We start from the raw sequence: 24694 nt of genomic DNA on the forward strand, positions 1-24694 counted from the left end.
GGTGGGTTTTATCATTTTGTGAGCCCCGGGGCCCGGTGTTCCTAAAACCAATTTTGCCAAACCAATAACCCCGCTATTGGGTCTACCCCGACACCCGAAACCGAGTTGCGTCGCCCTTAACGCATGAAGGCCCCCATCCCGAAGGAAGGGGGCCTTCACGCGAATCAAGCGTCAGCGATGCGCCGGAGCGGGCGTGGGCAAAGGCGACGCGAAGTAGTCCGCGGCCACCAGCACCGGCCCGTCCTCTTCGGTCGGAGCCCGGAAGGACAGCACCCAGAACGAGCCCTTCTTCGACGGCACCACACCGCCGCGCGCGGCGGGCAGGTCGACGCCGTCGCGGTCGGCCAGCGCGCTGACCACGTCCGGGATCACGCCGCCCTGGCTGGAGACCACCGGCGTCCCGCCGTCACCGGCGATGGCCAGCAGCCGCGCGACACCGAGCACCGGGTCCGGCCAATAGCCCTCTTCCGACAGCAGCGGCTCGTGCCGGACCTCGGACCCGAGATCCTCGGCGAGCCCGTTCACCGTCTGGACGCAACGAAGCCGCGGCGCCGAGAGCACCCTGTCCGGCGCGTAGTGCCGCAGCAGCGAACGCAGCGCTTCGGCCTGACGCTGACCCGCGTCCGAAAGCGGCCGCAGGTCGTCGTCGCCGTTCCACTCGTCACGCTTACCCGCTTTGGCGTGCCGCACCAGGATCACCGTGGTGAGCGCGGGCGGCAGCGCGGAGAACTCGCGCAGCACCCGGACGTCCCCGGGCCGCGTCAGCAGTTTCTCCGCCACCTCCGCGTCGAGCCAGCGCAGTTCGTCGACTTCCTCGTTCGGCGCGAAAGCGCCGGAAGCCGCGTGCGCGGAGAAGTAGTCGACGGTCTTCGGCGCTCCCGCCACGGTGTATTCGGTCCGCACCAGATACCGGCCGAGCACCGCTTCGAATCCGGTCTCCTCCGCGATCTCGCGGACCGCGGCCTCCGCGATGGTCTCGCCCGGATCCAGCTTTCCCTTCGGCAGCGACCAATCGTCGTAGCGTGGCCGGTGGACCAGCGCGACCTCGATCCGGTCCCCGGCACGGCGCCAGAGGACGGCGCCCGCCGCCCGCACGACCCCGCTCATCCGGCGGCTCCGTGCCGCTTCGCGAGCTCGACCTGGTGATCGCGGACGTCGTCCCCGGACGCGGGGAACGGGGTCCACTCGCCGGTGGCGGCCAGCACCCAGCAGCGGGTGGCCGGGTGCAGCGCGGATTCGAAGATGTAGTCCAGCTGCGCCGTCAGTTTCGGATCCTTGACCCGCACCAGCGCCTCGATCCGGCGATCCAGGTTGCGGTGCATCATGTCCGCGCTGCCGATCCAGTGCGTGCCGCCCGCGCGGAAGTTGAAGATGCGCGAGTGCTCCAGGAACCGCCCGAGGATCGAGCGCACGTGGATGTTCTCGCTCAGCCCTTCCACACCCGGCTTCAGCGCGCAGATCCCGCGCACCACGATGTCGACGGGCACTCCGGCCTGCGAAGCGTGGTACAGCGCGTCGATGATCTGCTCGTCGACGAGCGAGTTGCACTTGAGCCGGATCCCGGCGGTCTGGCCGGCGCGGGCGAGTTCGATCTCCTCGCCGATCGCGCGCACGATGCCGCGGCGGATCCCGTGCGGCGACGTGAGGATGTTGCGGTAGGTGTCCTGGCGGGAGTACCCGGTGAGCACGTTGAACAGGTCCGTCAGGTCCGCGCCGATCGTCGGGTCGGCGGTCAGGATGCCGAGGTCCTCGTACAGCCGCGCGGTCTTCGGGTTGTAGTTGCCGGTGCCGATGTGGCAGTAGCGGCGGATGGTCGAACCCTCCTGGCGCACCACCATCGACACCTTGCAGTGCGTCTTCAGCCCGACGAGCCCGTACACCACGTGCACGCCGGCGCGTTCCAGCGTCCGGGCCCAGGTGATGTTGGCCTGCTCGTCGAACCGTGCCTTGATCTCGACCAGCGCGACGACCTGCTTGCCCGCCTCGGCGGCGTCGATCAGCGCGTCGACGATCGGGGAGTCGCCGGAGGTGCGGTACAGCGTCTGCTTGATCGCCAGCACCTTCTCGTCCGCGGCGGCCTGTTCGATGAACCGCTGGACGCTGGTGGAGAACGAGTCGTACGGGTGGTGCACGAGGACGTCGCCCTCGCGCAGCGTCGCGAACACCGACTTCGGCGTCTCGCGCTCACCGAACGCCGGATGCGTCGCCGGGACGAAAGGGCGGTCCTTGAGTTCCTTCCGGTCGACACCGGACAACTGGTGCAGGCAGGTCAGATCCAGCAGACCGGGGACCTCGACGACGTCGCGCGGGTCGACCTCCAGCTCGCGCAGCAGCAGTTCGAGCATGTGCTCGCTCATGTCCTGCGCCACTTCGAGCCGCACCGGTGGGCCGAACCGGCGCTGGGCCAGTTCGCGTTCCAGCGCCTGGAGAAGGTCCTCGTCCCGGTCTTCCTCGACCTCGAAGTCCGCGTTGCGGGTGACCCGGAAGGCGTGGTGTTCGGTGACCTCCATCCCGGTGAACAGCTCGCCGAGATGGGCGGCGATCAGTTCCTCCAGCGGAAGGAAGGTGGCTGTGCGGACCTCCCTCGGCTGCTGCTCGATGCGCATCAGGCGCGGCACGTTGCTCGGGACCTTGACGCGCGCGAACCGCTCGGTGCCCGCCTCCGGGTCCCGGACGGTGATCGCGAGGTTGAGCGAAAGTCCGGAGATGTAGGGGAACGGGTGCGCGGGATCCACGGCCAGCGGTGTGAGCACCGGGAAGATCTGCTCGCTGAAGTAGTTGGACAGCCGGAGCTGGTCGGCGCCGGTCAGGTCGTTCCAGCCGACGATGTGGATGTCTTCGTCGGCCAGCTGCGGCCGCAGGTGCAGCTCGAAGGCGTTCGTGTGCCGCTCGACCAGGTCCTGGTTGCGCTTGGCGATGTAGGCCAGTTGCTCGCGCGGGGTGAGCCCGTCCGCGCTGCGGACCGGGAGACCGGTCTCGTCGCGGCGCTTCAGCCCGGCGACCCGAACCATGTAGAACTCGTCCAAATTGGACGCGAAGATGGCCAGGAACTTGGCGCGTTCGAGCAGCGGCTGCGACTCGTCCTCGGCCAGCGCGAGCACGCGCGCGTTGAAGTCCTGCCATGACAGCTCACGGTTGAAGTACCGGTCGTCGGGCAGCGTTTCGACGGCGGTGGGTGCCGACGTCACCGCGGGAGGCGCGCCCGGCAGCGAGCGGAACTCCTGGGCGGGACGGCTCGCCGAGCCGCCGCGGGTCGCCCGGATGGCCGCGCGCGGGGCCGAGCTGTTCGTCTTTCTCACCCGGGACGGTTTCGCCGTGCCGTTGTCCGGTTCCGGTTTCGCGGCGGAGGTCTTCCGCTTCCTTGCCGAGTTCGAGGTGCCGCCGTCGTTTGTGCTCACGGGCTTCATTGTTCACCACTCGGCGCGATTATGTGCGCCGCGCGCGGGTCCGCGGGGTGAACTCTCGTCACATCACCACGCAGGGTGTTCCCAACAGCGTTGAAGTGCGCTTTCCGACACCGAGGGTGCGGACGTGAGCGAGATCATCCGAGGTGTCCACGTCCGCGCGGAGTGATTCCGCGGCGATGGTGAGCGGGGTCGCACCGGACGCGGTGTGCGCCCGCGCGGAACCCTCGCCGAACCGGGGTGCCAGCGCGCGGCCCGCCCCCGCGAGCAACAGCGTCGTGCCCGTTCCCTGCCGGTCCGCGGCGAACGCGCGGCGTCCGGCGGCCTCGGCGAGGGCGGCGGTGAGGTCTTCGGTCCGCAGCGCGGGCAGGTCGGCCTGCAGGGCCCCGACGAGACCGGACGGCGTGTCCCGGCGTAGCAGCTCTTCGCCGTACCGCAGGGCCGCGTTCAATCCGCCCCCCGACGGCTCGGTGACGATCTCGACGCCCAGCTCGGTGAGCTCCGCCACCGACGCCGGGTCGGCGGCGACCACCAGCACCCGGCGGACCCCGTCCGCCGAGGTCGCCGCGGACAGCGTGTCGTAGGCCAGCGCCAGCACCAGTTCGGCGTGCCGCTCGGGCACGACCGCGCCGCGAAGCCGCGACTTGCCCTGCGCCGGGCGTTTCATCGGCACGATCAGGTCGGTACCCACACTGTCCACATCTGCATTCTTACCCGACCCTCCCTGGACCGCGCTCGCGTGCGCGCGGCAGGATCAGTGGCCTGGGACGACACGTGTGACTTCGAGGAGGACGAATTGGCCCGGCGTGAGAAGGGCGGCATCTGGGTGGGCATCGCCGCCGCACTGTTCTACCCGGCGACGGCCATCGGCAAGCGGGTCTACCGCAACGCCGGCCGGATCCCCCGCGAAGGCGGCGCGCTGCTCCTGCTCAACCACGTGTCCCACATGGACCCGGTGGTGGACGCGGTGTTCGTGCACCGTCAGAAGCGGGTGCCGCGTTTCCTCGGCAAGGAGAGCCTGACCAGGACGCCGCTGTTCGGCAAGATCTTCGTCGGGGCGGGGCAGATCCCGGTTTCGCGGGGTTCGAAAGCCGCGGGAGACAGCCTCAAGGCCGCTCACCAGGCGCTGGCGGACGGCAAGATCGTGGTGATCTACCCCGAGGGAACGATCACCAAGGACCCGGACGGCTGGCCGAAGAAGCCGTTCACCGGCGCCGCGCGGCTCGCGCTGGAGACCGACGTGCCGGTGATCCCGGTCGCCCGCTGGGGCACGAACCACATCTTCAACGGCTACACGAAGAAGTTCACGCCGTTCCCGCGCAAGAAGATCACGCATCTGGTCGGTGAGCCGATGGACCTCTCGGCCTACAAGGACGGGTCCACGCGCAGCGCGTCCAAGCTGCGCGAGGTCACCGAACTGATGATGACCGACATCACCGCCCTGCTCGCGGACATCCGCGAGGAGGAACCGCCCGCGAAGAAGCCGGGGGAAGACGCCTGATGGCCGAGGTCCAGCGGGTGACCGTGCTCGGCGCCGGATCGTGGGGGACGGCGTTCGCCAAGGTGCTCGGCGACGCCGGACGTGACGTGACCATCTGGGCCCGTCGGCCCGAGGTCGCGGCCGAAATCCGGGATCGGCATCTCAATTCGTCCTATTTACCCGATATCGAACTGCCGGAGCGGATCACCGCGACGGCGGATCCGGCCGAGGCTCTCGACGGCGCGCAGGCCGTGGTCCTCGCGGTGCCGAGCCAGACGTTGCGGACCAATCTTTCGGAGTGGTCCGGTCTGTTGCCGTCCGACGCGATCCTGGTGAGCCTCGCGAAGGGCGTCGAACTGGGCACGCTCAAGCGGATGAGCGAGGTCATCGCCGAGATCGCCCGGGTCGACGACGGGCAGATCGTGGTCGTGTCCGGGCCGAACCTGGCGAAGGAGATCGCGCTGGGGCAGCCGGCGGCGGCGGTGCTCGCCTGCACCGACCACGACAACGCCAAGGCGATCCAGCAGGCGAGCTTCAACCAGTACTTCCGGCCGTACACCAACACCGACGTCGTCGGCTGCGAGCTGGGCGGGGCGTGCAAGAACGTCATCGCGCTCAGCTGCGGCATGGCGGCGGGGCTGGGGCTGGGCGCCAACACCGCGGCCACGCTGATCACCCGCGGGCTGGCCGAGATGGCCAGGCTCGGCGCGAAACTCGGGGCCGACCCGCTGACCTTCGCCGGGCTGGCGGGCGTCGGCGATCTGGTGGCGACGTGCTCGTCGCCGTTGTCGCGCAACCGGACCTTCGGCGAGCGGCTCGGCCGGGGCGAGACGCTGGAGCAGGCGCTGGCGGCCACCGGCGGTCAGGTCGCCGAGGGCGTCAAGTCGTGCACGTCGATCCGGGAGCTTTCGCTGAGCCTCGGCGTCGACATGCCGATCACCGACGCGATGCACCGCGTCTGTTACGAAGGGGTCGACCCACGGCGTGCCGGAGCCGAGCTGCTCGGACGGTCGCAGAAACACGAGTGGTCCTAGAGGAAGACCGCAGGATCGCGACAGACGGCGTCCGATTCGTGCTGCGAGCATGGATCGCGGGTGCAGAACTCACGGTCCACGGTGTGAGATCGGTTGACCGCCGGGCTCCGCACTGGTTCGCTGAGGGCATGTTCGCACGTGGGATGACTGTGTCGCGGGGCCTCTCGGGTCTTGGTGCGGTCGCGTGCGCGTGTCTCTGTTGTCGGTGAACCCCGCCCCGGCCCAGATCGACACCTTCTTTCCTTTGCGAGGACTCCTTCATGTTCGCCGTCCCGGACAACACGCTCGTCATTCCCGAAAACCCCGCCCTGCGCCACCCGGTGCGCGTCGCGCTCGAATTCGCCGCGGATCGTGACCGCTGGCGGCACCTGCTGCGCTACGACCCCGAGGAGCGTTTCTCCGCCCTCGTCGAGGCCGACGAACTGCAGGAGATCTGGCTGATGAGCTGGCTGCCCGGCCAGTACACCGACCTGCACGACCACGAATTCGCCGCGGGCGCGTTCACCGTGGTCGGCGGAAAGCTGAGCGAGACCGTCGCCCGGCGCGCGTCCGACGGCCGGGCGGTGACGGAGCTGCATTCGCTGTCGGAAGGCCAGTCGCGCGTCTTCGGTCCGGGCTACATCCACGAAGTGCGCAACGACGGGCCGGACCCCGCCGTGAGCGTGCACGTCTACCGGCACCAGCCGCGCACCATGCGCCCGTACCACCTGGACCCCATCACGGGCCCGATCCGGGACTGACCCCTCCCTTCCCGCGTTTCGTCCTCTGAATGCGGTCCTTGGAGCGGCTTTCGCGATCCTCGGCCGTGTCGCGAAAGCCACTTTCGGGACATCAGACGTCGCGAAAGTGGCTTTCGCGACGCGCCTCACTCACGGACTGGGGCTGAAGCGCGCGTCGGTTGAGATGGTCGTGAGTGGCGATTCGGTCTGGAGCCAAGGATGTCTTAGGTACCTACTGGATTCTGGCTGCGGTCGAGCGCTGGCTTGCGGATCGCCACATGCGCCCCACGCGCACCAGCAGTCACGAAGGCTGCGCGTGAAGGCCCCCTTCCCTCGGCTCAGCCGAAGAAACTCGACCTTCACGTACTGCAGGCGACCAAAGCGGCGGTGAGGCGTGGGTCGGGGTGGTCGTGAGTGGCGATTCGGGTTAGGGCGGACCGGTATTTGCCTACCTGCCGCCGACCTGCGCGAAGGTGACGATCCCGGCGGACGCCCAGATCGACGGTGAAGGATTTGGGAGGTTCAACGTCCCAAATCCTTCACCGTCGCGAAGTCACCCGGCCATGGACCTCAACCCCTGCGGCCGACAACCGAGCAGGGAAGGTTCCGGCCATTCAACGTCCGGAACCTTCCCCCGTCGCCCACACCGACATCCAGCACGAGCCCCACCAAGGACACCGAGACGCGATCCGGGCCCAGTGGGCAGGCAAATACGGGTCCGCCAGAACACGAATCGCCACTCACGACCACCTGGACCGACCGCCCCCTTCCCGCTTTTCGTCCTCTGAATGCGTTCCTTGCGCGTGCGACTACCGCATCCAGAGGACGAAACGCGGGGCTTCAGGCGAGGTCGCCGCGCAGCCGGAATTCGGCCTCGACGCGGTCTCGCGAGGCACCGGTGGCGAGCAGGGTGTGCAGCAGGAGCCGCGATTTGCGCGGGTCCAGCCAGCCCGCCATCGTCGCGCCCATCGCGATCAGGTCGGACTCGGAACCGCGGAAGCCGTAGGTACCGCGGAACGTCGGCCCCGCACCGGTCCGGCCGGCGACCACGATCGGCACCTCCGGCAGCACGCGCTCGATCACGTCGGCGGACCCCGCCGAAACGTGCCCGGCGCCGTTCGCGGCGAGTACCACTCCCTTGACCCCGGCCTTGACCAGCGTCTCCAGGAGTTCGCCGGTGTCCTCGACGCCGCTCTCGACGATCGGCACCAGCCCGGAGAAGTCCGCGTTCTCCAACGGCAACGCCGCCGGGCGGGCGGCGACCGGGTGGAAGTAGTGCACCAAACCTTCGCTGACCAGCGCGAGCGGCCCGGCGGGATTCGAAGAGAACGCCTCGACATGGCTCGAATGCGTCTTGCGGACCCAGCGTCCGGCGTGGACGTCGTCGTTGAACACGACCAGCGAGCCGCGGCCCCGGCTGCGGGGATCGGCGGCGACGGTCAGCGCCGCGAGCAGGTTCCCCGCGCCGTCCGCGCTGGGCAGACTGGGGTTGCGCATCGCGCCGGTGATCACGATCGGGGCCTCGGAAGCCCACGTCAACTCGAAGAAGTACGCGGTCTCTTCGAGCGTGTCCGTGCCCTGGACCACGACAACGCCTTCAGCGCCTTCGTCGACGGCTCGGGCAGCCCAGTCGCGGGTCCTGATCAGGGTCGCGAAGTCCATCGACGCGCTGGAGATTCCCGCGAGCGTCTCCGCGCGGACGTCCATCTCGAGGTTCTCGCCCAGGTCGCCGAGCAGGTCGGCGGCGGTGAGCCGGGGGACGGCGTGGTCTTCACCGTCACCGGGGACCATGGAGATGGTGCCGCCCAGGGCGGCGACGGCGACCAACGGCCGTCGGGGATCACTCGACATACGGTCCATTCTCGTAGGTACGGCTCTAATCACGCGAGATCCGCCTCTAATCACGCGAGTGCGGGGTCTGATCACGCGAAATCCGGGCTCAAGCTCTCTTCACGGCCTCGATGGTGAAACTGGCCGCCAGCCGCTGCGGATTCTCCGAAAGCCGCCATTCCTCGGTCGCCTCGACCGGTGTCATGAACCCGGGCAGCGCGTTCCACGGCACGCTGTCGTGTTCCACCAGCCGCGTCAGCGTCAGTCCCGCGTCGAGCAGCGAAGTGACGATCTGGCCCAGCCCGTGGTTCCACTCGTGCGTCCGGGTGTTCTCGAACGCGACGTCGGTGTCCACATAGGTCCCCTGCTCGTCGAACACCAGCGGTTCGGCCTGCTCGAAGTACGGGTAGTGCGGCGTGATCCGCGGCTGCGTCTCGTCGAGGGTGCCCAGCATCGGGTGTATGTCCCGGATGAACAGCCGTCCGCCCGGCCGCAGCAGCTTCCCGACGACCTGCCCCCAGCGGGCGATGTCGGGCAGCCAGCAGATCGCGCCGATTCCCGTGTAGACGAGGTCGAATTCCCCGGCGCCCAGCACGTCGGCGGCACTGTACACATCGGACTCGTGGTAATCGATCTCCGCGCCCGTCTCGGCCGCGAGCCGTCGCGCGATCTCCAGCGAGGTCGGGGAGAAGTCGAGTCCGGTCATCCGCGCGCCGAGGCGGGACAGGGAAAGCGTGTCCGTGCCGATGTGGCACTGCAGGTGCACCCCGCGCGCACCGGAGACGTCGCCGAGCAGCGGTCGGTCGAAGGTGACCACGCCACTGAGGTGCGCGGGATCCGCGACGAACCGCTCGTAGCCGTAATCCGCCGAAGCGGCGTGGGCCGGCGCGCGTTCGTCCCAGTTCGCGCGGTTGACGGCGACGTAGTCCGTCACGAGGTCGCGGCCTTTTCCGCGGCGCTGCGCAGCACGCAGAATTCGTTGCCTTCGGGGTCGCCGAGGACGGCCCAGCCGGTGCCGTCCGGCTTGCGCCGGTCGTGCAGCAGGGTCGCGCCGAGCTTCAGCAGGCGTTCCACCTCTTCGTCGCGCGGGATGTCGGGTTCGAGGCAGAGGTGGATGCGGTTCTTCGTCGTCTTCGGCTCGGGGACCTGCCCGAAGAACAGCGTGACACCGTTGTCCAGCAAGATGATCGCTTCGGGATCGCCGGGTACGTCGTCGTCGGCCATCGGTTTGCCGACGACCTCACTCCAGAACCGCCCCAGTTCGTAGGCGTCGGCGCAGTCGAAGAAGAAGTTTTGCACTACAGAAGCCATGAGTCCGCAGTCTGCCCGAGCCCGCGAGCCCCTGCCACCGTTTTAGCCCAGCCGAAGGCCCGGCGACCGGTGCACCTGCCGGTTCGCGTCGACGATCAGTACCTGACAGTCCGGCTGCGACGCGATCCAGGCGATCCCCTCGGTTCCGAGCGCGAAAGCGGCCGTGGCCAGGGAATCCGCCGCGACGAGGTCGTCGGCGGCGACAGTGACGCTCAGCAGCCCGGTGGCCGGGCGCCCGGTCCGGCCGTCCAGGATGTGCGCGCCGCGCTCGTATTCCGCCGAAGTCGCGACGGCGCCGCCGGACGACTCCACCACCGCGCAGATCGCGTCGAACCGTTCGGGATGCCGGATGCCGACCCGCCACGCGCGGCCGGGTTCCGGTTCGCCGGAGGTGACCACGTCGCCGCCCGCGTTGACGCAGAAGACGTCCAGGCCCTCGGCCAGCAGCAAGGACGCCGCCCGCTGCACCGCCCAGCCCTTGACCACGGCGTTCGGGTCGAGCCGCCGTCCGGGGAGCCGGGCGCTGAACGCCCCGCCGGACAGCCGTTCGTAGTGGTCGCACAGCGAAAGCACTTCGAGCAGGTCGTCGCTCAGCTCCGAAGGCGCGAGTTCGCCACGGTCGTAACGGCAGACTTCACTACCGGCCTTGAAGGGACTGAACCGGGCGTCGACCTCCCGCAGCCAGCCGAAGACGCCGTCGATCGCGTGGTCGACGAGTTCGCCGCCCGCGCGGACGTCGACCGAGACCGGCAGCCCCATCACCTGCTCGACACGGTTCATCTCGCGTCCAGTGCCGCCTGGAGCGATTTGACGTACGACTCGCTCGTCGACGTCGCCCCGGAGACGGTGTCGATGTCGGCGCTCTGCGCGGTCAGCGTCTCCTCCTGCAGGACCGGGATCGCGTCGACGCCGCGCCCGCTGACCGGCCGCCGCAGCAGGCGGACCTCCGAGATCTTGTCCTCGGCCGAGATCACCAGCCGCACCTGCACGGTGCCGTAACGGTTGCTCTCCACCGAACCGTCGACGGTGCGCTCGGCGCCTTCGGACGCGCCACCGTCCGAAGAGGACACGGTGGACGGGGCGGGCGCGGCGACGGCCACGGTCTCGGAACCGAGCGGACCCGGTTCGTACAGCCAGACCCCGAGGAAGCCGAAGGTCGAAAGGGCGACCGTGGCGGCGACGATGGTCTTCTTCATGATCGGGACTCCCTGGTTCAGGCGGCGAGACTGAAGCGTTCGGCGTGGACCTGACTGCTCGGCACCCGCAGCTCCCGCAGGCTGCGTAGCGTCGCCGACGTCATTCCGGGCGGGCCGCAGACGAAGACGTCCCTGTCCTCGATGTCCGGCACCATCAGCCGCAGGCTGTGCGCGCCGAGCACCGGCCCGTGGGGACCGGCCTGATCGGACGGTCCACTGAGGACGTGGACGACGGCGCCGCGCGCCTGCGCCAAGCCCCGCAGCTCCGGCAGGAGGACGGCGTCGAGCTGGGTGCGGACGCGGTAGAGCACCACGACATGGCCGGAGATCTCCTCCAGCAGCGCGCGGATCGGGGTGATCCCGACGCCGCCCGCGACCAGCAGCGCGTCCGGTTTCTGTTGGTGCATCGTGGTGAACGCGCCATACGGACCTTCGGCGAACACCTTGGTGCCGACCTTCAGCGACCGCAGCGACGCGCTGCCGTCACCGGCGGCTTTCGCGGTCAGCCGCAGGGTGTGGCCGTCCGGCGCGGCCGAAAGCGAGAAAGGATTGGCCTGCCACCAGCGATCCCGGGTCATGAAGCGCCAGAGGAAGAACTGGCCCGCCCTCGCGGGCATCTTGTCGAGGTGCTTTCCGGTGATGTACACCGAGACGACGTCGTCGGATTCGGGGACCACGGCGACGACCTTCAGCCGGTGCCGCAGATTCCGCGCCAGCGGCAGCACCACGCGGCCGGCGAAGACCGAGCCGAGCGCGACACCCCACACCGCCCACCAGTAGGCCTGGGCCCCCGTCGACGAAGCGAACGATCCGCCCAGCGCGATCTGGTGGCTGAACGCCAGAACGACCGCCGCGTAGGTGTAGAGGTGCAGGAAATGCCAGGTCTCGTACGCCAGACGACGGCGGGCGAACCGCGCGGAAACGGCGCCGACGAGCAGAATCAGCGCGAGCGCGACGACCGCGCGCAGGATCCCCTCCAGTTTGGTCACCATCGTGACGAACTCGTCCACGACGCCGTTGTCCTCGACCTGCGAGTAGCCGAAGACGATGAAGACGAAGTGGGTGAGCAGTGTCCACAGGAGGCTGAACCCGGTCCAGCGGTGCCAGACGGTGAGCCGGTCCATGCCGAGGCGGCGGTCGAGCCACGGGAGCCGGGCGACCAGCAGCAGCTGGAACGCCATCGCCAGCGCCCCGTACAGCCCGGCGAGCCTGCCGACGCTGATGAGGACGTTGTCGGACGGCCCCGCGGCGAAGAAGAGCGCGGTCACGGCGGCCACGTTGGCCCCGATGAAGGTGAAGAGCCCGGCGCGTGCGGCGATCCTGGGACGGATCGCCGGGCGCGGTCTCACGGCGGTCTGCGTCATGGTTGTCACACGTGGTCCCTTCCTGTCTGGTTCAAGCGCCGAGCCTGCTGTGCCAACCTGTGACCTTTCTTGGCGGAACCTGTCGGCTTCCTGTCGTCTGCGCTCCCGCCTCGCTCTCGCGCGCGCGTTAACGGAGGATGGGCCTGGTGAACACCGAGAACCCCGTTCGCCTGCTGGTGGTGGACGACGAGCCGCATATCGCCGACCTGGTGGCCACCGTCGCCCGCTACGAGGGCTGGCAAGCCGTCACAGCCGGATCAGGCGAGGCCGCGCTCGCCAGGGCGGCCGAATTCGGGCCCGACATCGTCGTGCTCGACCTGATGCTGCCCGGTATCGACGGGTTCACCGTGCTGGACAGGCTCCGCGAGTCCGGGACGGCGGTCCCCGTCGTCTTCCTCACCGCGAAGGACGCGACAGCGGATCGCGTCGCCGGGCTCACCCGAGGCGGTGACGACTACCTCGTCAAACCGTTCTCCGTCGAGGAACTGATGGCGCGGTTGCGCGCGGTGCTGCGGCGAAGCACCAGCAGTCAGGCCAGGGCGGCCGCTCTGCTGCGGGTCGGCGATCTGACCATGAACGAGGACACCCGCGAGGTCGCCCGCGACGGCAGGCCCGCCGAGCTGACGCCGACCGAGTACGAACTGCTGCGCTACCTCATGCGGCGTTCGCCTTCGGTGCTGACCAAGGCGCAGATCCTCGACCACGTCTGGGAATACGACTTCGGCGGCCGGTCCAATGTGGTCGAACTCGTCATCTCGCACCTGCGGCGCAAACTCGACGCGGGCAAAGAGCCGCTGATCCACACCGTGCGCGGGGTGGGCTACGTGGTCCGGCAGGCCGCGAGATGACCGTGCTGCGCCGGTGGTACGACGCCTGGCGCCGCTCGAGGCTCGGGACCCGGCTGGCGCTCGGGCTCGGCGTGCTGGCGCTGGTGGTGTTCGCCGTCGTCGGCACCGTGATGGTCGGCATCATGAAGGGCTATCTGAACGACAGGCTCGACGAGCAGCTCGCCAAGACCCAGATCAGCCAGGTGCCGTCACTGCGCACCACGCACGGCGGGAAACCTCAGCAGGCCTACGGCTGGTTTTCCGCCGTTTTCGCGGTGCGGAACGGGGACGCGCTGGCGCAGGACGGCGGTTCCCTGCCGCCGGACACGAAGGAGCTGGCGAAGGTCGCCGAGGACGCGACGCGGACCGAGGTGCTGCGCACCGTCTACATCGAGGACAAGGGCACCTACCGCGTCCGGGCCTGCCCGATCGAGCCGAGCCGGAACATCGTGCTGGTCAGCGCCGCACCGCAGGCGGATCTGGACCGGACGGTCAGCCAGCTGGTGATGGTCGAGGTCGTCGCGTTCCTGCTGGCGCTGGCGGTGCTGGTGATCGCCGGACGGCTGGTGCTGCGGCGCGGATTGCGGCCGCTGAGCGACATGGCCGGGACGGCGCACGACATCGCGTCACACGACCTGACCACGAACGCCGATCTGCCGGTGCGCGCGCAGGCGAGCGGCGGCGGCGCCGAAGTCGAGGAGCTGCGGACGGCGTTCAACCTGATGCTGGCGCACCTGGATTCCTCCCTGGTCGCGCGCCGGGAGGCGAACGAACGGCTGCGGCGGTTCATCGCCGACGCCTCCCACGAACTGCGCACGCCGCTGACGTCGATCCGGGGATACGCCGAGCTTTTCCGCTACGCCGCGGCGAACGAACCCGCCGAACGCGAGGCGCATCTGTCGAAGATCCGCGAAGAGACGCAGCGGATGAGCGTGCTCGTCGACGATCTCCTGCTCCTCGCGCGTCTCGACGCGCCGGAGACCGAAGCGCCGCTGCGGCTGGTCGACGTCGACCTCGCCGAGCTGATCACCGACGCGGGGGAGGCCTTCACCGCCGGCCGTCCGGAGCATCCGCTGACCGTCGGCCCGCTCCCGGAAGGCGTTGTCCTGCAAGCAGATCCGGTGCGCCTGCGGCAGGTGCTGGACAACCTGCTCGCCAACGCCGCGGTGCACACGCCGCCCGGGACACCGGTCACGGTTTCGGCAGAGGCCACAGGGGCCGAGGTCGTCCTGCGGGTGAGCGACGCCGGGCCAGGGATCCCGCCGGAAGCGCGGGAGCGGATCTTCGACAGGTTCTTCCGGGTCGACACCGCTCGCACGCGTGGCAACGGCGGGACCGGGCTCGGGCTTTCGGTGGTGCTCTCGCTGGTCTCCGCGCACGGCGGGACCATCGAGGTTTCGAGCGTTCCGAGGGCGACGACTTTCACCGTGCGGCTGCCGCGAACGCACCCGTAATCGCCTTCCGGCGTGTTATGAATGGGACTTTCATCGCAAAATTTGCGATGAAAGTCCCATTCATAACACTGGAGACCTACCCGGCCCGCCCCTTCACGTGGTCCGGCACAGTCCACTCCGAAGCCAGGTCCACCGACGGCTCCGGCTCCCCGAACACCGTCCGTACCGGCAGCACCCCGGCCCACGCGAGATCGTCCGCGACCTCGTCCTCGGGATCGTCGGGACCTTCGCCGCGCATCTTCACCGACGCCTCGGTGAGGTCCAGTTCCAGCACCGAAACCGACGCGAACTCCTTCGCGTTGACGTCGCGCGCGTGCTCCCACGAGCCGGGCGCGAGGTGATCGGTCAGCACGCGGAGGCCGTGCATCTTCCGGTCGGCGTCGGTGACCGCGGCCGCCTTGCCCAGGATCACGGCGCTGCGGTAGTTCATCGAGTGGTTGTTGATCGAGCGCGCGTAGACGATGCCGTCGAGCAGGGTCACCGTGACGCAGATTTCGACGCCGTCGGAGTCGCGCATGCTCTTCGCCCCGGTGGATCCGTGCAGGTAGAGCGTGTTCCCGTCGCGGCCGTAGCCGGTCGGGATCACCAGTGGGACACCGTCGCGCACGACGCCGAGATGGCAGATCAGGCCCTCGTCGAGCACCGCGTACAGCGCCGAGCGGTCGGTGAGCGCGCGGTTCTTCTTACGGCCGAGGGTGGTCCGGTCGGTGGGAGAGAGCGGGGTGGACATGGGAGTAGTCTCACCCACGAGAGTGGCCTGTAATAACGGCCAATTCTCCTATACTTGAGAAGGCCACTTGTCGAGAGGGCGGAGCACATGATGTCCGACACCGCTCTGCCGGTCAGCCTCGACCGCGATTCGCTCGTCCCGCTCGCGGTCCAGCTGGCCGACGCGTTGCGCGCGGCCGCCGGCGACGGGCATCTGCGCGGCGGCGACAGGCTGCCCTCGACCAGGGCGCTCGCGAACCGGCTCGGCGTCAGCCGAACGGTGACATCGGCGGCGTATGAGCAGCTTCACGCGGAGGGCTGGATCGCGGGCCGCCACGGCTCCGGCACCTTCGTCACCACGACACCGCCCGCGGACAGGCCGTCGAAAGGCCTCGCGCCGGGCAAGCCGGCCGCTCCGCCCACGCTGATCGACCTCACGCCGGGAGTCCCGTGGGCCGACGGCGTCGAGAGGGCCGCCTGGCGCCGCGCGTGGCGGGCCGCCGCCGATCCGCGCCCGACCTATCGCGAGGACAGGGCCGGCCTGCCCGCGTACCGGGACGCGGTGTCCGAGCATCTGCTGCGTCACCGCGGGCTCGCCGCCGGAACGGTGCTCGCCACCGGCGGCACGACGGCGGCCGTGATCGAGCTCGCGGGCTCGGTGCTCTCGCGCGGCGACCGGGTCGCGATCGAGGAGCCGGGCTATCAGCGCGCGGTGCAGGCGTTCCGGCGGGCGGGGATGGAGGTCGTGCCCGTTCCGGTCGACGAGGAGGGCCTGCGCCTGGACGCCGTCCCCACCGACGTCCGCGCGGTGTACTGCTCGCCCGCGCATCAGTACCCGCTCGGCAGCCGGATGAGCGCGTCCCGCCGGGTCGAACTGGTCGAACTCGCCCGCGCCGAGGGCATGCTGGTGATCGAGGACGACTACGACGGCGAGCTGCGGTTCGACGTCGCGCCGCTGCCGCTGCTGGCCGCGCTCGCGCCCGACGTCGTCGCGCATCTCGGGACCACGAGCAAGATCCTCACCCCGGCGCTGGGCGCGGGCTGGATGGTCGCGCCGTCACCGGTCGCGGCCGCGGTGCTCGAATACCGCGAAGCGACCGGGACGCGTCCGTCGCCCGCGGGACAGCGGGTGGTCGCGGAACTCGCGCGGCACGGCGATCTGGGGCGGCACCTGCGAAAGCTGCGGAGGGAGCTTTCGGAGCGCCGGTCCCTGGTTTCGGCCACGCTGACGTCGGCGGGGATCCCGGTGCTCGGCGACGACGCGGGCGCGCATCTGGTCGTCCCCTGTGGATCGGCGGACGAGGAAGCGGCGCGGCTGGCGGCGGCGGAACGCGCCGGGATCCGGCTCGACGGGCTGGTCCGGCACTTCGTCGGGACGCCGACGGTGTTCGGGAACCTCATCGGTTACGCGGGTTGTTCGAGGGAAACGCTCCGATCCGCGCTCAAACCGCTGATCCCCGTGCTCGGTTGACCTCCAGCGAACTGGAGGTCCTACCTTGCGATCATGCGTGCGATCACAGTGTCCCGATTCGGCGATCCCGATGTCCTCGAACAGGTCGAACTGCCCACCCCCGAGCCCTCGGACGGCGAACTCCGCGTCGCGGTGACGGCGGCCGGAGTCGGCTGGCTCGACGCCCTCATCCGGCGGGGTGACGGTCCCGAAGTGTTCGCGGTCGAGCCGCCGTACGTGCCCGGTGGCGCGGTGGCGGGCACGGTCGACGCGGTCGGCGCCGGAGTCGACGAGACCTGGCTGGGCAAGGCGGTCATCACCCACGCGCCCGGTGGCTACGGCGGGGGATACGCGGACACGGTCGTCGCGCTGCCGGACGACACGTTCCCGATCCCGGCCGGTCTCGATCCGCGGCACGCGGTGGCCCTGTTCGACGACGGCAGTACCGCGCTGGCACTGCTGGAGAAGACCCCGGTCGCGGCCGGGGAACGGATTCTGGTGGCGCCGGGCGTCGGCGGTCTCGGCAGCCTGCTGGTGCAACTCGCCCGCGCGGCCGGCGCGACGGTCATCGCGGCGGTCCGCGGCGGCGAAAAGGCGGCGATCGCCCGGAAACTGGGGGCCGAGCCGGTCGACTACTCGGTGGCGGACTGGACCGGCGAGGTCCTCGCCCGCACCGGAGGCCACCGGCTGGACGTGGTCTTCGACGGCGTCGGCGGCGAACTGGGCGCGGCCTCGCTGGCGTTGCTGAAGAACGGCGGCCGGTTCTCGGGCTACGGCATGTCCAGTGGCGCGGAGACGGTGATCGGTGCCGCCGACCGCGCCCGGCTGTCCCTTGTGGACATGGCACAACTGGTCGGTTTCTGGCCCGACAATCCGCGCCGGGTGCGGGAAGTGCTGCGGCAGGCGGCCGAAGGGACCCTGACGCCGGTCATCGGCCGGACGTATCCGCTCGCCGAGGCGGCCGCCGCGCACTCGGACATCGAGGCGCGGCGGTACACCGGGAAGAGCCTGCTGGTCGTGCCCTGAATCAGAACCGCGGGGTCAGAAACGCAGGGGCACCGCGGGGAGATTGGCGCCGATGACGTCCGAAATGGTCTGGAGCGGCCCGGTTCCCGCGGTGTCCGGCACGGTGAGCGCCGTGTAGACGGGCCTGTCCACCACGAACCACGTCGCGGTGCCCTCGCCCTCGACCTGCAGCCACTGGACGTTGTTGATCGTCCGCAGCTGCGAGGTCCGGGTGAGCTCCGGCGGCTTGCCGAGCCCGCACCGCAGGACCACCGGATCGCCGGTGCCCCAGCCGACCGTCGCCTCGGGGGCGGGGTCGGCCAGCTTCCGCCGCACCAGCGTGTTCCCGGACGAGGTGAGCTCGTGCGGGAGCGCGCCGACGAGCTTCGCACAGTCGGGTGATCCTGACTGAGGCGCCGGGACCGGGACGAGCGGGAGCGGGCCGTCCGCGGCCGGGGCCTCGGGCTCCGCGCCGCGGGTCAGCCCGAAGACGGCCACGCCCGCGACGAGCAGCACCGCGAGGCAAGCGGCCGCGATCAGCAGTGGTTTCGGGGGAGCGCCCGTGTCCGTGTCAGCCACCGGACCACTACACCACCTCTTACAGATGCACGACCGGGCAGGTCAACGTACGGGTGATGCCCTCCACGTTCTGCACCTTGGCGACCACCAGCTGGCCGAGCTGATCGACGGTCTCGGCCGCGGCCTTGACGATCACGTCGTAGGGGCCGGTGACATCCTCCGAACTGGTGACACCCGAGATGGTGGAGATCTCCGCGGCGACCGCGGCGGCTTTGCCGACCTCGGTCTGGATGAGGATGTATGCGTGGACCACGGCGCGCCCCTTCGTCTGTCTTAGTCGGCTCAAGGTAGGAACGTTGTAGCAACGTATCGCCAGCCTCGGGAAAAACCTAGGGCTTCCGACTATCGGTGATCGACATTTGTCCGGACAAGGGAAAGTGGAGGTGACGGGTGTCACCGAACGACGGCACGGTCGCCGGTACCGGTGAATTCCGGTTGATCGAAGCGGTGACGGCAGGCCGGAAACAGCCGGAGTCGACGCTGCTCGGACCGGGGGACGACGCGGCCGTCGTGGCCACCCCGGACGGCCGGACGGTGGCCACCACCGACGTCCTCGTGCAGGGGGTCCACTTCCGCCTCGACTGGTCCAGCGCCGAACAGGTGGGGCGCAAGGCGGTCGCGGTGAACCTCACCGACATCGCCGCCATGGGCGCCCGTCCGACGTCCGTCCTCATGGGATTCGCCTGCCCGCCGGACACCGAGACTTCGCTTGTCGCCGAACTCACCCAGGGCATGTGGATCGAAGCCGACCGCGCGGGGGTCGGGATCGTCGGCGGCGACATGGTCCGCGCCGACCAGATCGTGATCAGTGTCACCGCGCTCGGCGACCTCGGTGGCCGGGAACCGGTGACGCGGTCCGGCGCCCGCCCCGGCGACGTCGTCGCGGTCTGCGGACGGCTCGGCTGGGCGGCGGCGGGACTCGCCGTGCTCGGGCGGGGTTTCCGCTCACCGGTCAGCGTGGTCAACGCGCAGCGCTGCCCCGAACCGGACTACGAGGCGGGCATCCGCGCGGCCGACGGCGGCGCGACGTCGATGATCGACGTGTCCGACGGGCTCCTGTCCGACCTCGGCCACATCGCCACGGCCTCCGGCGTCGGGATCGACGTGCGGACGGCGGATCTCGACGTGTCGAGCAGGCTGACCGAGGTCGGCACCGCACTCGGCGCCGACCCGCTGAAATGGGTGCTCACCGGCGGCGAGGACCACGCTTTCGCGGCGACCTTCCCCGCTTTCGCCGACCTGCCGGAGGGCTGGAGCGAGATCGGCGTCGTGACCATGCCGGATTCGGGTGTGACGGTGGACGGGAAGCGGTACGGACACAAAGGCGGCTGGGAACATTGGCGCTAGGAGCGACGAACACGGCGACCCCCGGCTGCCCGAGCAGGGCCGTGGGGAACATCTCACCCGCGCGGTAGGGCTCGAACCGGGAGATTTCGAAGCCCGCGATCACCGCGCGTTCGGCCGCCCGCAGGTCCGTCTCCGCGTGCACCCGGGCCACCTCCATCGCGGGTTCGGCGACGGGCGCGGGCGGGCGCAGCATGACGGGCATCCGCCGGCTGCGCATCTCCCCGAGATGGCTCAGATCGGTGACGCTGAAGGGATCCTCGGCGTCCACCGGACCCTTCGCCCGCGCGGCCGGCTCGGTGATCTCCGCCAGCTCGTCGGCGGATCACCTCGTGGCCGCGGGACGGCTCCGGCGACAGTGCCGATCACGCCACATCCGCTTGGGCCAATTCTGCTTTCCCACGACAGGGCCGCTCGCTAATCTCGCGCTCATGGACCTTCGTGTGCTGCCCTACGACCACCCCGACGCGGTGAAGCTGCTGGCCGAGGCCCAGCTCGAACTGACCGCCCGGTACGGCGGCGAAGACGAGACACCGATGGACGGGGCGCAGTTCGCCTCGCCGAAGGGCTTGTTCGTGGCCGCCTACCTCGACGACGTCCCCGTGGGCTCGGGTGCCTGGCGGGCGCACGACGGGCCGGACCCCCTGCTGCCCGGCGACGCCGAGATCAAGCGCATGTTCGTGATGGCTTCGGCGCGGGGACGAGGGATCGCGCGAGCGATCCTCGCCGACCTGGAACGGACGGCCGCCGAGGCCGGACGGCTGCGTATGGTGCTGGAAACCGGTGACAAACAGCCGGAGGCCATCGCGCTGTACGTTTCGGCCGGCTACCGGGAGATGCCGGGTTTCGGGTACTACAAGGACGAAGCGGGAAGCGTCTGCTACGGCAAGTCACTGGTTTAGGCCGTGTCCGGTAAGTCTGTCCGCGGTCTTCGCGCCCAGGTGGCCATCGGACAGACTTACCGGACACGACCTAGGAGAACGCATGCCGATCTACGCACTGGGCGACCTCGAACCCTCGATCCACCCCGACGCCTACGTCCACCCCGACGCGACGGTGATCGGCGACGTCCGCATCGCGGCGTTCGCGTCGGTGTGGCCGCAGACGGTGCTGCGCGGCGACCACGGCTACATCGAGATCGGCGAGCGGTCCAACGTCCAAGACGGCTGCGTCCTGCACTGCACCCGCAGGGAGCCGACGGTGATCGGGAACTCCTCCGCCGTCGGGCATTCCGTGCACATCGAGGGTGCGCGGATCGGCGAGGGCTGCCTGATCGCGTCGGGATCGGTGGTGCTGAACGGAACCGTCGTCGAGGACGGCGGGATGGTCGGCGCGGGCGCCGTCCTCTCCTATGGGTCGCATGTGGACAGTGGGCACATCGCGCTCGGCGTCCCGGCGAAGACGCGGCCGAACACGTCGTTCGGGCCGGACATGATCAAGCTCGTCGTCGACGGTTATGTCGAGCGTGCGGCCAGGTTCCGGGTCGAACTTCGGCGGCTGGACTAGGACTTCTTCTGCTCGTCCGGCGGTCCGGCGTCCTCGGGCTGACCCGATTCGACGTGGTAGAAGGGCAGCCTGATCTTGAACGGGGCACCCTTGCCGTTGTGCAGCTGCTGGCGCTGGGTCAACCAGCCCGCGAGGAAGATCAGCAGGAGGATCCCGGCGGTCACCAGCAGCGCGGGAACGGACATCCCGAGCAGACGGACGAAAAAGCTCTCGAACGGCACAGCCCAGCCCTCACCTGCCGACGAGTCCCGAGGCATACCCACCAGCCGGTCAGGGTTGGTGTGCGGTCTTGCGTGGTCCTGCTCGGGCGTTCCGGCCTCGGGTGACTGGTAGCCAAGTCAGGCGGAACACCGCGTCTCGCAAACCTGCTAGACCGGGCAGGCGGCCGACGGGAGTTTCGCGACATCGCCTTCCCGCACGACGTCGTTCTCCGCTGGGATCAGGATACGACAAGTCGCACACGCTTGTGACCGCTGTCTCAACCCACCGGAAGAACGGGCCTCGACCGGCCTGAGTAAGCTCGCACGCCGTGACCGCACGACCGCTGCAGGACATCGTCGAAGCAGGCTGGGCGCAAGCCCTCGAACCGGTGGCGCCGCAGGTCGCCGCGATGGGGGAATTCCTTCGCGCGGAGATCGCCGCAGACCGGACCTATCTCCCGGCAGGGGAACACGTGCTGCGGGCTTTCCAGCAGCCGTTCCACGACGTCCGGGTGCTGATCGTCGGGCAGGACCCGTACCCGACGCCCGGCCACGCCGTCGGGCTGAGCTTCTCGGTGGCGCCGGACGTCCGGCCGATTCCGAAGAGCCTGATCAACATCTACAAGGAGTACTGCGAGGACCTCGGGCACCCGTTGCCGTCGAACGGTGACCTGACGCCGTGGGCCGACCAGGGCGTCCTGCTGCTCAACAGGGCGCTGACGGTGCAGCCGGGCAAATCGAACTCGCACCAGGGCAAGGGCTGGGAAGACGTCACCGAGCAGGCCATCAAGGCCCTCGCCGCGCGGGACGAGCCGATGGTGGCGATCCTGTGGGGCCGCAACGCGCGGAACCTGAAGCCGATGCTGGGGAAGGTGCCGTGCATCGAATCGGCTCACCCGAGCCCGCTCTCGGCGCACGCCGGGTTCTTCGGGTCGCGTCCCTTCAGCCGGGCGAACCAGCTGCTCGCCGACCAGGGCGCCGGCCCCGTGGACTGGAAGCTCCCCTGACCTTCAGCCGCCGCAATTAGTCCTCTACTTGCGTTCAAGTACGTGAAGGCCCCCTTCATTGCGCCTAGCGCAATGAAGGGGGCCTTCACGTACTTGGGGGAGCGAGGCGCGAAGCGGGCGCGGGGTGGAGGCGGGGTGAGCGTGGCTGGCGGGCGTCCGGTCCCGGTGGTCGTGAGTGGCGATTCGTGTTCTAACCCCACTTGCCACTCACGACCACCCCGACCCTCCACACTCACCTCAAACGCGTGACAACAGTGGCCGGTGTGACTCCTGAGGTGACGCCAAAGTTCGTGAAGGCAGCCACCACGGCCATAAAAAATGGCGGGTGCTCCGAAGAGCACCCGCCATTCCCCAAAAATCCGGCTCAGCCGCGAACGACCTTGCCCGCCTTGATGCACGAGGTGCAGGCGTTCAGGCGCTTGCGCTGGGAAAGACCGATCTTGGCGTGAACGGTCTGGATGTTCGGGTTCCACCGGCGGTTGGTACGCCGGTGGGAGTGCGAGACCGACTTGCCAAAGCCCGGTCCCTTGCCACAGACGTCGCACACGGCAGCCACGTCGAACTCCTCTGGATCTGGGACAAAGAATGATGCGCCCAGCATGCTGGGCAACTCGACCATAGTAACCAGTGGCTCAGAGCCCTCAGGCACCGGGTCGATACCCTCGCTGGAACAGCTAGGAGGTCATGGCGTGCGGGTGCTGGACGTGGCGGCGGTGTCGGCTTGGTCGGCGGCCTGTGTGCGCAGTCTGTCGGTGCTGCGACCGGCGATCGACGGCATCAACGTCTACCCGGTCGCCGACTCCGACACGGGCTCCAACCTGCTGTTCACCATGACCGCGGCCCGCGAGGCGCTGGCGGAGGCCGAGCCGGGGACCACCGCCGAGGCGCTGGCGGTCTTCGCGAAGGGCGCGGTCGCGGCGGCCAAGGGCAACTCGGGCGTGATCATGTCGCAGGTCGTGCGCGGGATCGCCGAGTCGGCGGCCGCGAGGGAGCTCGACGGGCCAGGTCTCGCGGAGGCGCTCGGCTGCGCGGACAGGGCCGCCACGGGCGCGGTGAGCCGTCCTGTCGCCGGGACCATCCTGACCGTGCTCCACACCGTCGCCGCGACAGTCCGCGACGCGACAGGGTCGCTCGAAGAGGTCGCCGCCACCGCGGCGAGCGTCGCCGCCGAAGCGCTCGAAGAGACCCCTAAGCAGCTGCCCGTCCTGGCCGTGGCCGGGGTGGTCGACGCGGGTGCCCGCGGCCTGGTCGCGGTCCTCGACGCCCTGGCGGGCGTGATCTCCGGCAGCCTCACCGAGCCGGAACACCCGCTCGAAGCGCATCACCACCACACCGTCGACGCCCCGACAGCCTGGGAGGTCATGTACCTGCTCGACGGCGTCGACGAAGGCAGCCTCCCCGCGCTGCGCAAGACCCTCAGCGGCCTTGGCGACAGCGTCACGGTCGCGGGGGACGGCGCCGGCGCGTACGCCGTCCACGTGCACTGCGCGGACATCGGCGCGGCGCTGGAGGCCGGGATCGAGCTCGGCCGTCCCCGCAGGGTCCGGGTCGAGCCGCTGATCACGCCCACACCGGTCGAGGTCGGCGGCGGTATCGACCGGTCGGTGGTCGCCGTGGTCCACGGCGGGCAGCTGGCCGAGCTGCTGCGGGCCGAGGGCGTCGCGGTGCTGTCCGTGCCGCCGGGCGTCTCGCCGACGGTCGAGGAGATGCTGGGCCTGATCAACGAGGCCGCCGGGCATCACGTCACCGTCCTTCCCGGCGGTCACCAGTTGACCGCCGCGGCCGACGCGGCGGCCGGTCACGCGATGGCCGCGGATCGCGACGTCGTCGTCATCCCTTGCGTGTCACCCGTCCAGGTGCTCGCCGCGCTGGCCGTCCACGACAAGGACCGCCGCACCAACGACGACGTGGTCGCGATGGCCGAAGCGGCGGCCGCCACCAGGCGTGGCGAACTGCGGATCGCGCACGAGGAGTCGCTAACCTGGGTGGGCCGGGCGCAGGCCGGTGACGTCGTCGGCCTCGTCGACGGCGAGGTCGTGCTGATCGAGCCCGCGCCCGCCTCGGAGACGAGCCTGGTCGCGGCGGCGGTCGGCGTGCTGAACCGGATGCTGGCCCTCGGTGGCGAGCTGGTCACCGTGCTGACCGGCGTCGACGTCCCGGTCCGGTTGCCCGGTGAGCTGGCCGATCAGCTGCGCCTGGAACATCCTGAGGTCGAGTTGACGAGTTACGCCGGCGGCCAGCCCGACGCCGTGCTTCTGATGGGGGTGGAGTGACCG

General features: G+C 69.7%; 26 protein-coding genes. 12 read left to right on the plus strand and 14 right to left on the minus strand.

The features are described from left to right. Window positions 1-171: 171 nt before the first annotated feature. From ACZ6YV_RS29825 to cofC, 3 genes are read right to left on the minus strand one after another with little or no spacing between them, the layout of a single operon-like run. A complete protein-coding gene (locus ACZ6YV_RS29825) occupies window positions 172-1107 on the minus strand; it encodes an NUDIX hydrolase (protein WP_465512762.1) in 936 nt (311 codons plus the stop codon). Beyond that, complete coding sequence (locus tag ACZ6YV_RS29830) at window positions 1104-3407, minus strand: RNA degradosome polyphosphate kinase (RefSeq protein ID WP_465512763.1); 2304 nt, start codon at window positions 3405-3407, stop codon at window positions 1104-1106. The genes ACZ6YV_RS29825 and ACZ6YV_RS29830 overlap by 4 nt, the downstream gene beginning before the upstream one ends. Before the next feature lie 58 nt (window positions 3408-3465). Continuing rightward, window positions 3466-4095 carry a 2-phospho-L-lactate guanylyltransferase gene (gene cofC / locus ACZ6YV_RS29835; RefSeq protein WP_378241920.1) on the minus strand — a complete coding sequence of 210 codons (630 nt, stop codon included), beginning with the start codon at window positions 4093-4095 and terminating at the stop codon, window positions 3466-3468. Between the two features lie 66 nt (window positions 4096-4161). Here cofC and ACZ6YV_RS29840 point away from each other — a divergent pair, with 66 nt between their 5' ends. From ACZ6YV_RS29840 to ACZ6YV_RS29850, 3 genes are all read left to right on the plus strand, one after another. Next, window positions 4162-4905, plus strand: a complete 744-nt coding sequence (locus tag ACZ6YV_RS29840) for a lysophospholipid acyltransferase family protein (protein ID WP_465512764.1) — start codon at window positions 4162-4164, stop codon at window positions 4903-4905. Then, a complete protein-coding gene (locus tag ACZ6YV_RS29845; protein ID WP_465512765.1) occupies window positions 4905-5918 on the plus strand; it encodes an NAD(P)H-dependent glycerol-3-phosphate dehydrogenase in 1014 nt (337 codons plus the stop codon). Before ACZ6YV_RS29840 ends, ACZ6YV_RS29845 begins: the two co-directional genes overlap by 1 nt. A gap of 260 nt (window positions 5919-6178) precedes the next feature. After that, window positions 6179-6658 carry a cysteine dioxygenase gene (locus ACZ6YV_RS29850; protein WP_378241747.1) on the plus strand — a complete coding sequence of 160 codons (480 nt, stop codon included), beginning with the start codon at window positions 6179-6181 and terminating at the stop codon, window positions 6656-6658. Between the two features lie 819 nt (window positions 6659-7477). Here ACZ6YV_RS29850 and ACZ6YV_RS29855 read toward each other — a convergent pair. From ACZ6YV_RS29855 to ACZ6YV_RS29880, 6 genes are all read right to left on the minus strand, one after another. Continuing rightward, window positions 7478-8488, minus strand: coding sequence for an asparaginase (locus tag ACZ6YV_RS29855; protein ID WP_378241746.1), 1011 nt, complete (start codon window positions 8486-8488; stop codon window positions 7478-7480). 88 nt (window positions 8489-8576) lie between these two features. After that, window positions 8577-9401, minus strand: coding sequence for a class I SAM-dependent methyltransferase (locus ACZ6YV_RS29860; RefSeq protein WP_465512766.1), 825 nt, complete (start codon window positions 9399-9401; stop codon window positions 8577-8579). Further along, entirely contained in the window at window positions 9398-9778 is a 381-nt protein-coding gene (locus ACZ6YV_RS29865; protein WP_465512767.1) for a VOC family protein, read from the minus strand. Before ACZ6YV_RS29865 ends, ACZ6YV_RS29860 begins: the two co-directional genes overlap by 4 nt. 42 nt (window positions 9779-9820) lie before the next feature. Continuing rightward, window positions 9821-10558, minus strand: a complete 738-nt coding sequence (locus ACZ6YV_RS29870) for an FAD:protein FMN transferase (RefSeq protein ID WP_465512768.1) — start codon at window positions 10556-10558, stop codon at window positions 9821-9823. Continuing rightward, entirely contained in the window at window positions 10555-10974 is a 420-nt protein-coding gene (locus ACZ6YV_RS29875; protein ID WP_465512769.1) for an FMN-binding protein, read from the minus strand. The genes ACZ6YV_RS29870 and ACZ6YV_RS29875 overlap by 4 nt, the downstream gene beginning before the upstream one ends. A 17-nt stretch (window positions 10975-10991) precedes the next feature. Further along, entirely contained in the window at window positions 10992-12347 is a 1356-nt protein-coding gene (locus ACZ6YV_RS29880; protein WP_465512770.1) for a ferredoxin reductase family protein, read from the minus strand. Between the two features lie 137 nt (window positions 12348-12484). Between ACZ6YV_RS29880 and ACZ6YV_RS29885 the strand changes: the two genes are divergently transcribed. Together ACZ6YV_RS29885 and ACZ6YV_RS29890 are read left to right on the plus strand one after the other, a co-directional pair. After that, window positions 12485-13186 (plus strand): response regulator transcription factor, encoded by a 702-nt coding sequence (locus tag ACZ6YV_RS29885; protein ID WP_465512771.1) that lies wholly within the window; start codon window positions 12485-12487, stop codon window positions 13184-13186. Next, window positions 13183-14619, plus strand: coding sequence for a sensor histidine kinase (locus tag ACZ6YV_RS29890; protein WP_465512772.1), 1437 nt, complete (start codon window positions 13183-13185; stop codon window positions 14617-14619). The genes ACZ6YV_RS29885 and ACZ6YV_RS29890 overlap by 4 nt, the downstream gene beginning before the upstream one ends. 76 nt (window positions 14620-14695) lie before the next feature. Here ACZ6YV_RS29890 and ACZ6YV_RS29895 read toward each other — a convergent pair whose 3' ends face one another. After that, window positions 14696-15349 carry a pyridoxamine 5'-phosphate oxidase family protein gene (locus tag ACZ6YV_RS29895; RefSeq protein ID WP_465512773.1) on the minus strand — a complete coding sequence of 218 codons (654 nt, stop codon included), beginning with the start codon at window positions 15347-15349 and terminating at the stop codon, window positions 14696-14698. A 90-nt stretch (window positions 15350-15439) separates the two neighbouring features. On the opposite strand from ACZ6YV_RS29895, the gene pdxR reads away from it, so the two are divergent. Further along, window positions 15440-16798, plus strand: coding sequence for a MocR-like pyridoxine biosynthesis transcription factor PdxR (pdxR, locus tag ACZ6YV_RS29900; protein ID WP_465512774.1), 1359 nt, complete (start codon window positions 15440-15442; stop codon window positions 16796-16798). A gap of 33 nt (window positions 16799-16831) precedes the next feature. Next, entirely contained in the window at window positions 16832-17803 is a 972-nt protein-coding gene (locus ACZ6YV_RS29905) for a zinc-binding dehydrogenase (RefSeq protein ID WP_465512775.1), read from the plus strand. Window positions 17804-17818: 15 nt separating this feature from the next. Here the strand turns inward: ACZ6YV_RS29905 and ACZ6YV_RS29910 are convergent, their stop codons facing one another. Together ACZ6YV_RS29910 and ACZ6YV_RS29915 are read right to left on the minus strand one after the other, a co-directional pair. Next, complete coding sequence (locus ACZ6YV_RS29910) at window positions 17819-18361, minus strand: DUF3515 domain-containing protein (RefSeq protein ID WP_465512776.1); 543 nt, start codon at window positions 18359-18361, stop codon at window positions 17819-17821. Window positions 18362-18380: 19 nt separating this feature from the next. Beyond that, a complete protein-coding gene (locus ACZ6YV_RS29915) occupies window positions 18381-18614 on the minus strand; it encodes an Lrp/AsnC ligand binding domain-containing protein (protein WP_020630788.1) in 234 nt (77 codons plus the stop codon). A gap of 137 nt (window positions 18615-18751) precedes the next feature. On the opposite strand from ACZ6YV_RS29915, the gene ACZ6YV_RS29920 reads away from it, so the two are divergent. The 3 genes from ACZ6YV_RS29920 (at window position 18752) to ACZ6YV_RS29930 (ending at window position 21211) form a co-directional block, all read left to right on the plus strand. Beyond that, complete coding sequence (locus tag ACZ6YV_RS29920) at window positions 18752-19708, plus strand: thiamine-phosphate kinase (RefSeq protein ID WP_465512777.1); 957 nt, start codon at window positions 18752-18754, stop codon at window positions 19706-19708. 428 nt (window positions 19709-20136) lie between these two features. Then, on the plus strand, window positions 20137-20607 hold the full coding sequence (locus ACZ6YV_RS29925) for a GNAT family N-acetyltransferase (protein ID WP_465512778.1): 471 nt from the start codon (window positions 20137-20139) through the stop codon (window positions 20605-20607). 82 nt (window positions 20608-20689) lie between these two features. Further along, window positions 20690-21211, plus strand: coding sequence for a gamma carbonic anhydrase family protein (locus ACZ6YV_RS29930; protein WP_465512779.1), 522 nt, complete (start codon window positions 20690-20692; stop codon window positions 21209-21211). Here the strand turns inward: ACZ6YV_RS29930 and ACZ6YV_RS29935 are convergent. After that, entirely contained in the window at window positions 21208-21468 is a 261-nt protein-coding gene (locus ACZ6YV_RS29935) for a hypothetical protein (RefSeq protein WP_465512780.1), read from the minus strand. The genes ACZ6YV_RS29930 and ACZ6YV_RS29935 overlap by 4 nt on opposite strands. 272 nt (window positions 21469-21740) lie before the next feature. Between ACZ6YV_RS29935 and ACZ6YV_RS29940 the strand changes: the two genes are divergently transcribed. Then, on the plus strand, window positions 21741-22418 hold the full coding sequence (locus ACZ6YV_RS29940; protein ID WP_378241730.1) for a uracil-DNA glycosylase: 678 nt from the start codon (window positions 21741-21743) through the stop codon (window positions 22416-22418). Window positions 22419-22782: 364 nt separating this feature from the next. Here the strand turns inward: ACZ6YV_RS29940 and rpmB are convergent, their stop codons facing one another. After that, complete coding sequence (gene rpmB, locus ACZ6YV_RS29945; RefSeq protein ID WP_007031450.1) at window positions 22783-22974, minus strand: 50S ribosomal protein L28; 192 nt, start codon at window positions 22972-22974, stop codon at window positions 22783-22785. A gap of 133 nt (window positions 22975-23107) precedes the next feature. Between rpmB and ACZ6YV_RS29950 the strand changes: the two genes are divergently transcribed. After that, window positions 23108-24691, plus strand: a complete 1584-nt coding sequence (locus tag ACZ6YV_RS29950) for a DAK2 domain-containing protein (protein ID WP_465512781.1) — start codon at window positions 23108-23110, stop codon at window positions 24689-24691. The last annotated feature ends 3 nt before the right edge of the window (window positions 24692-24694 follow it).

This window comes from Amycolatopsis sp. NPDC102522 (assembly GCF_055584485.1).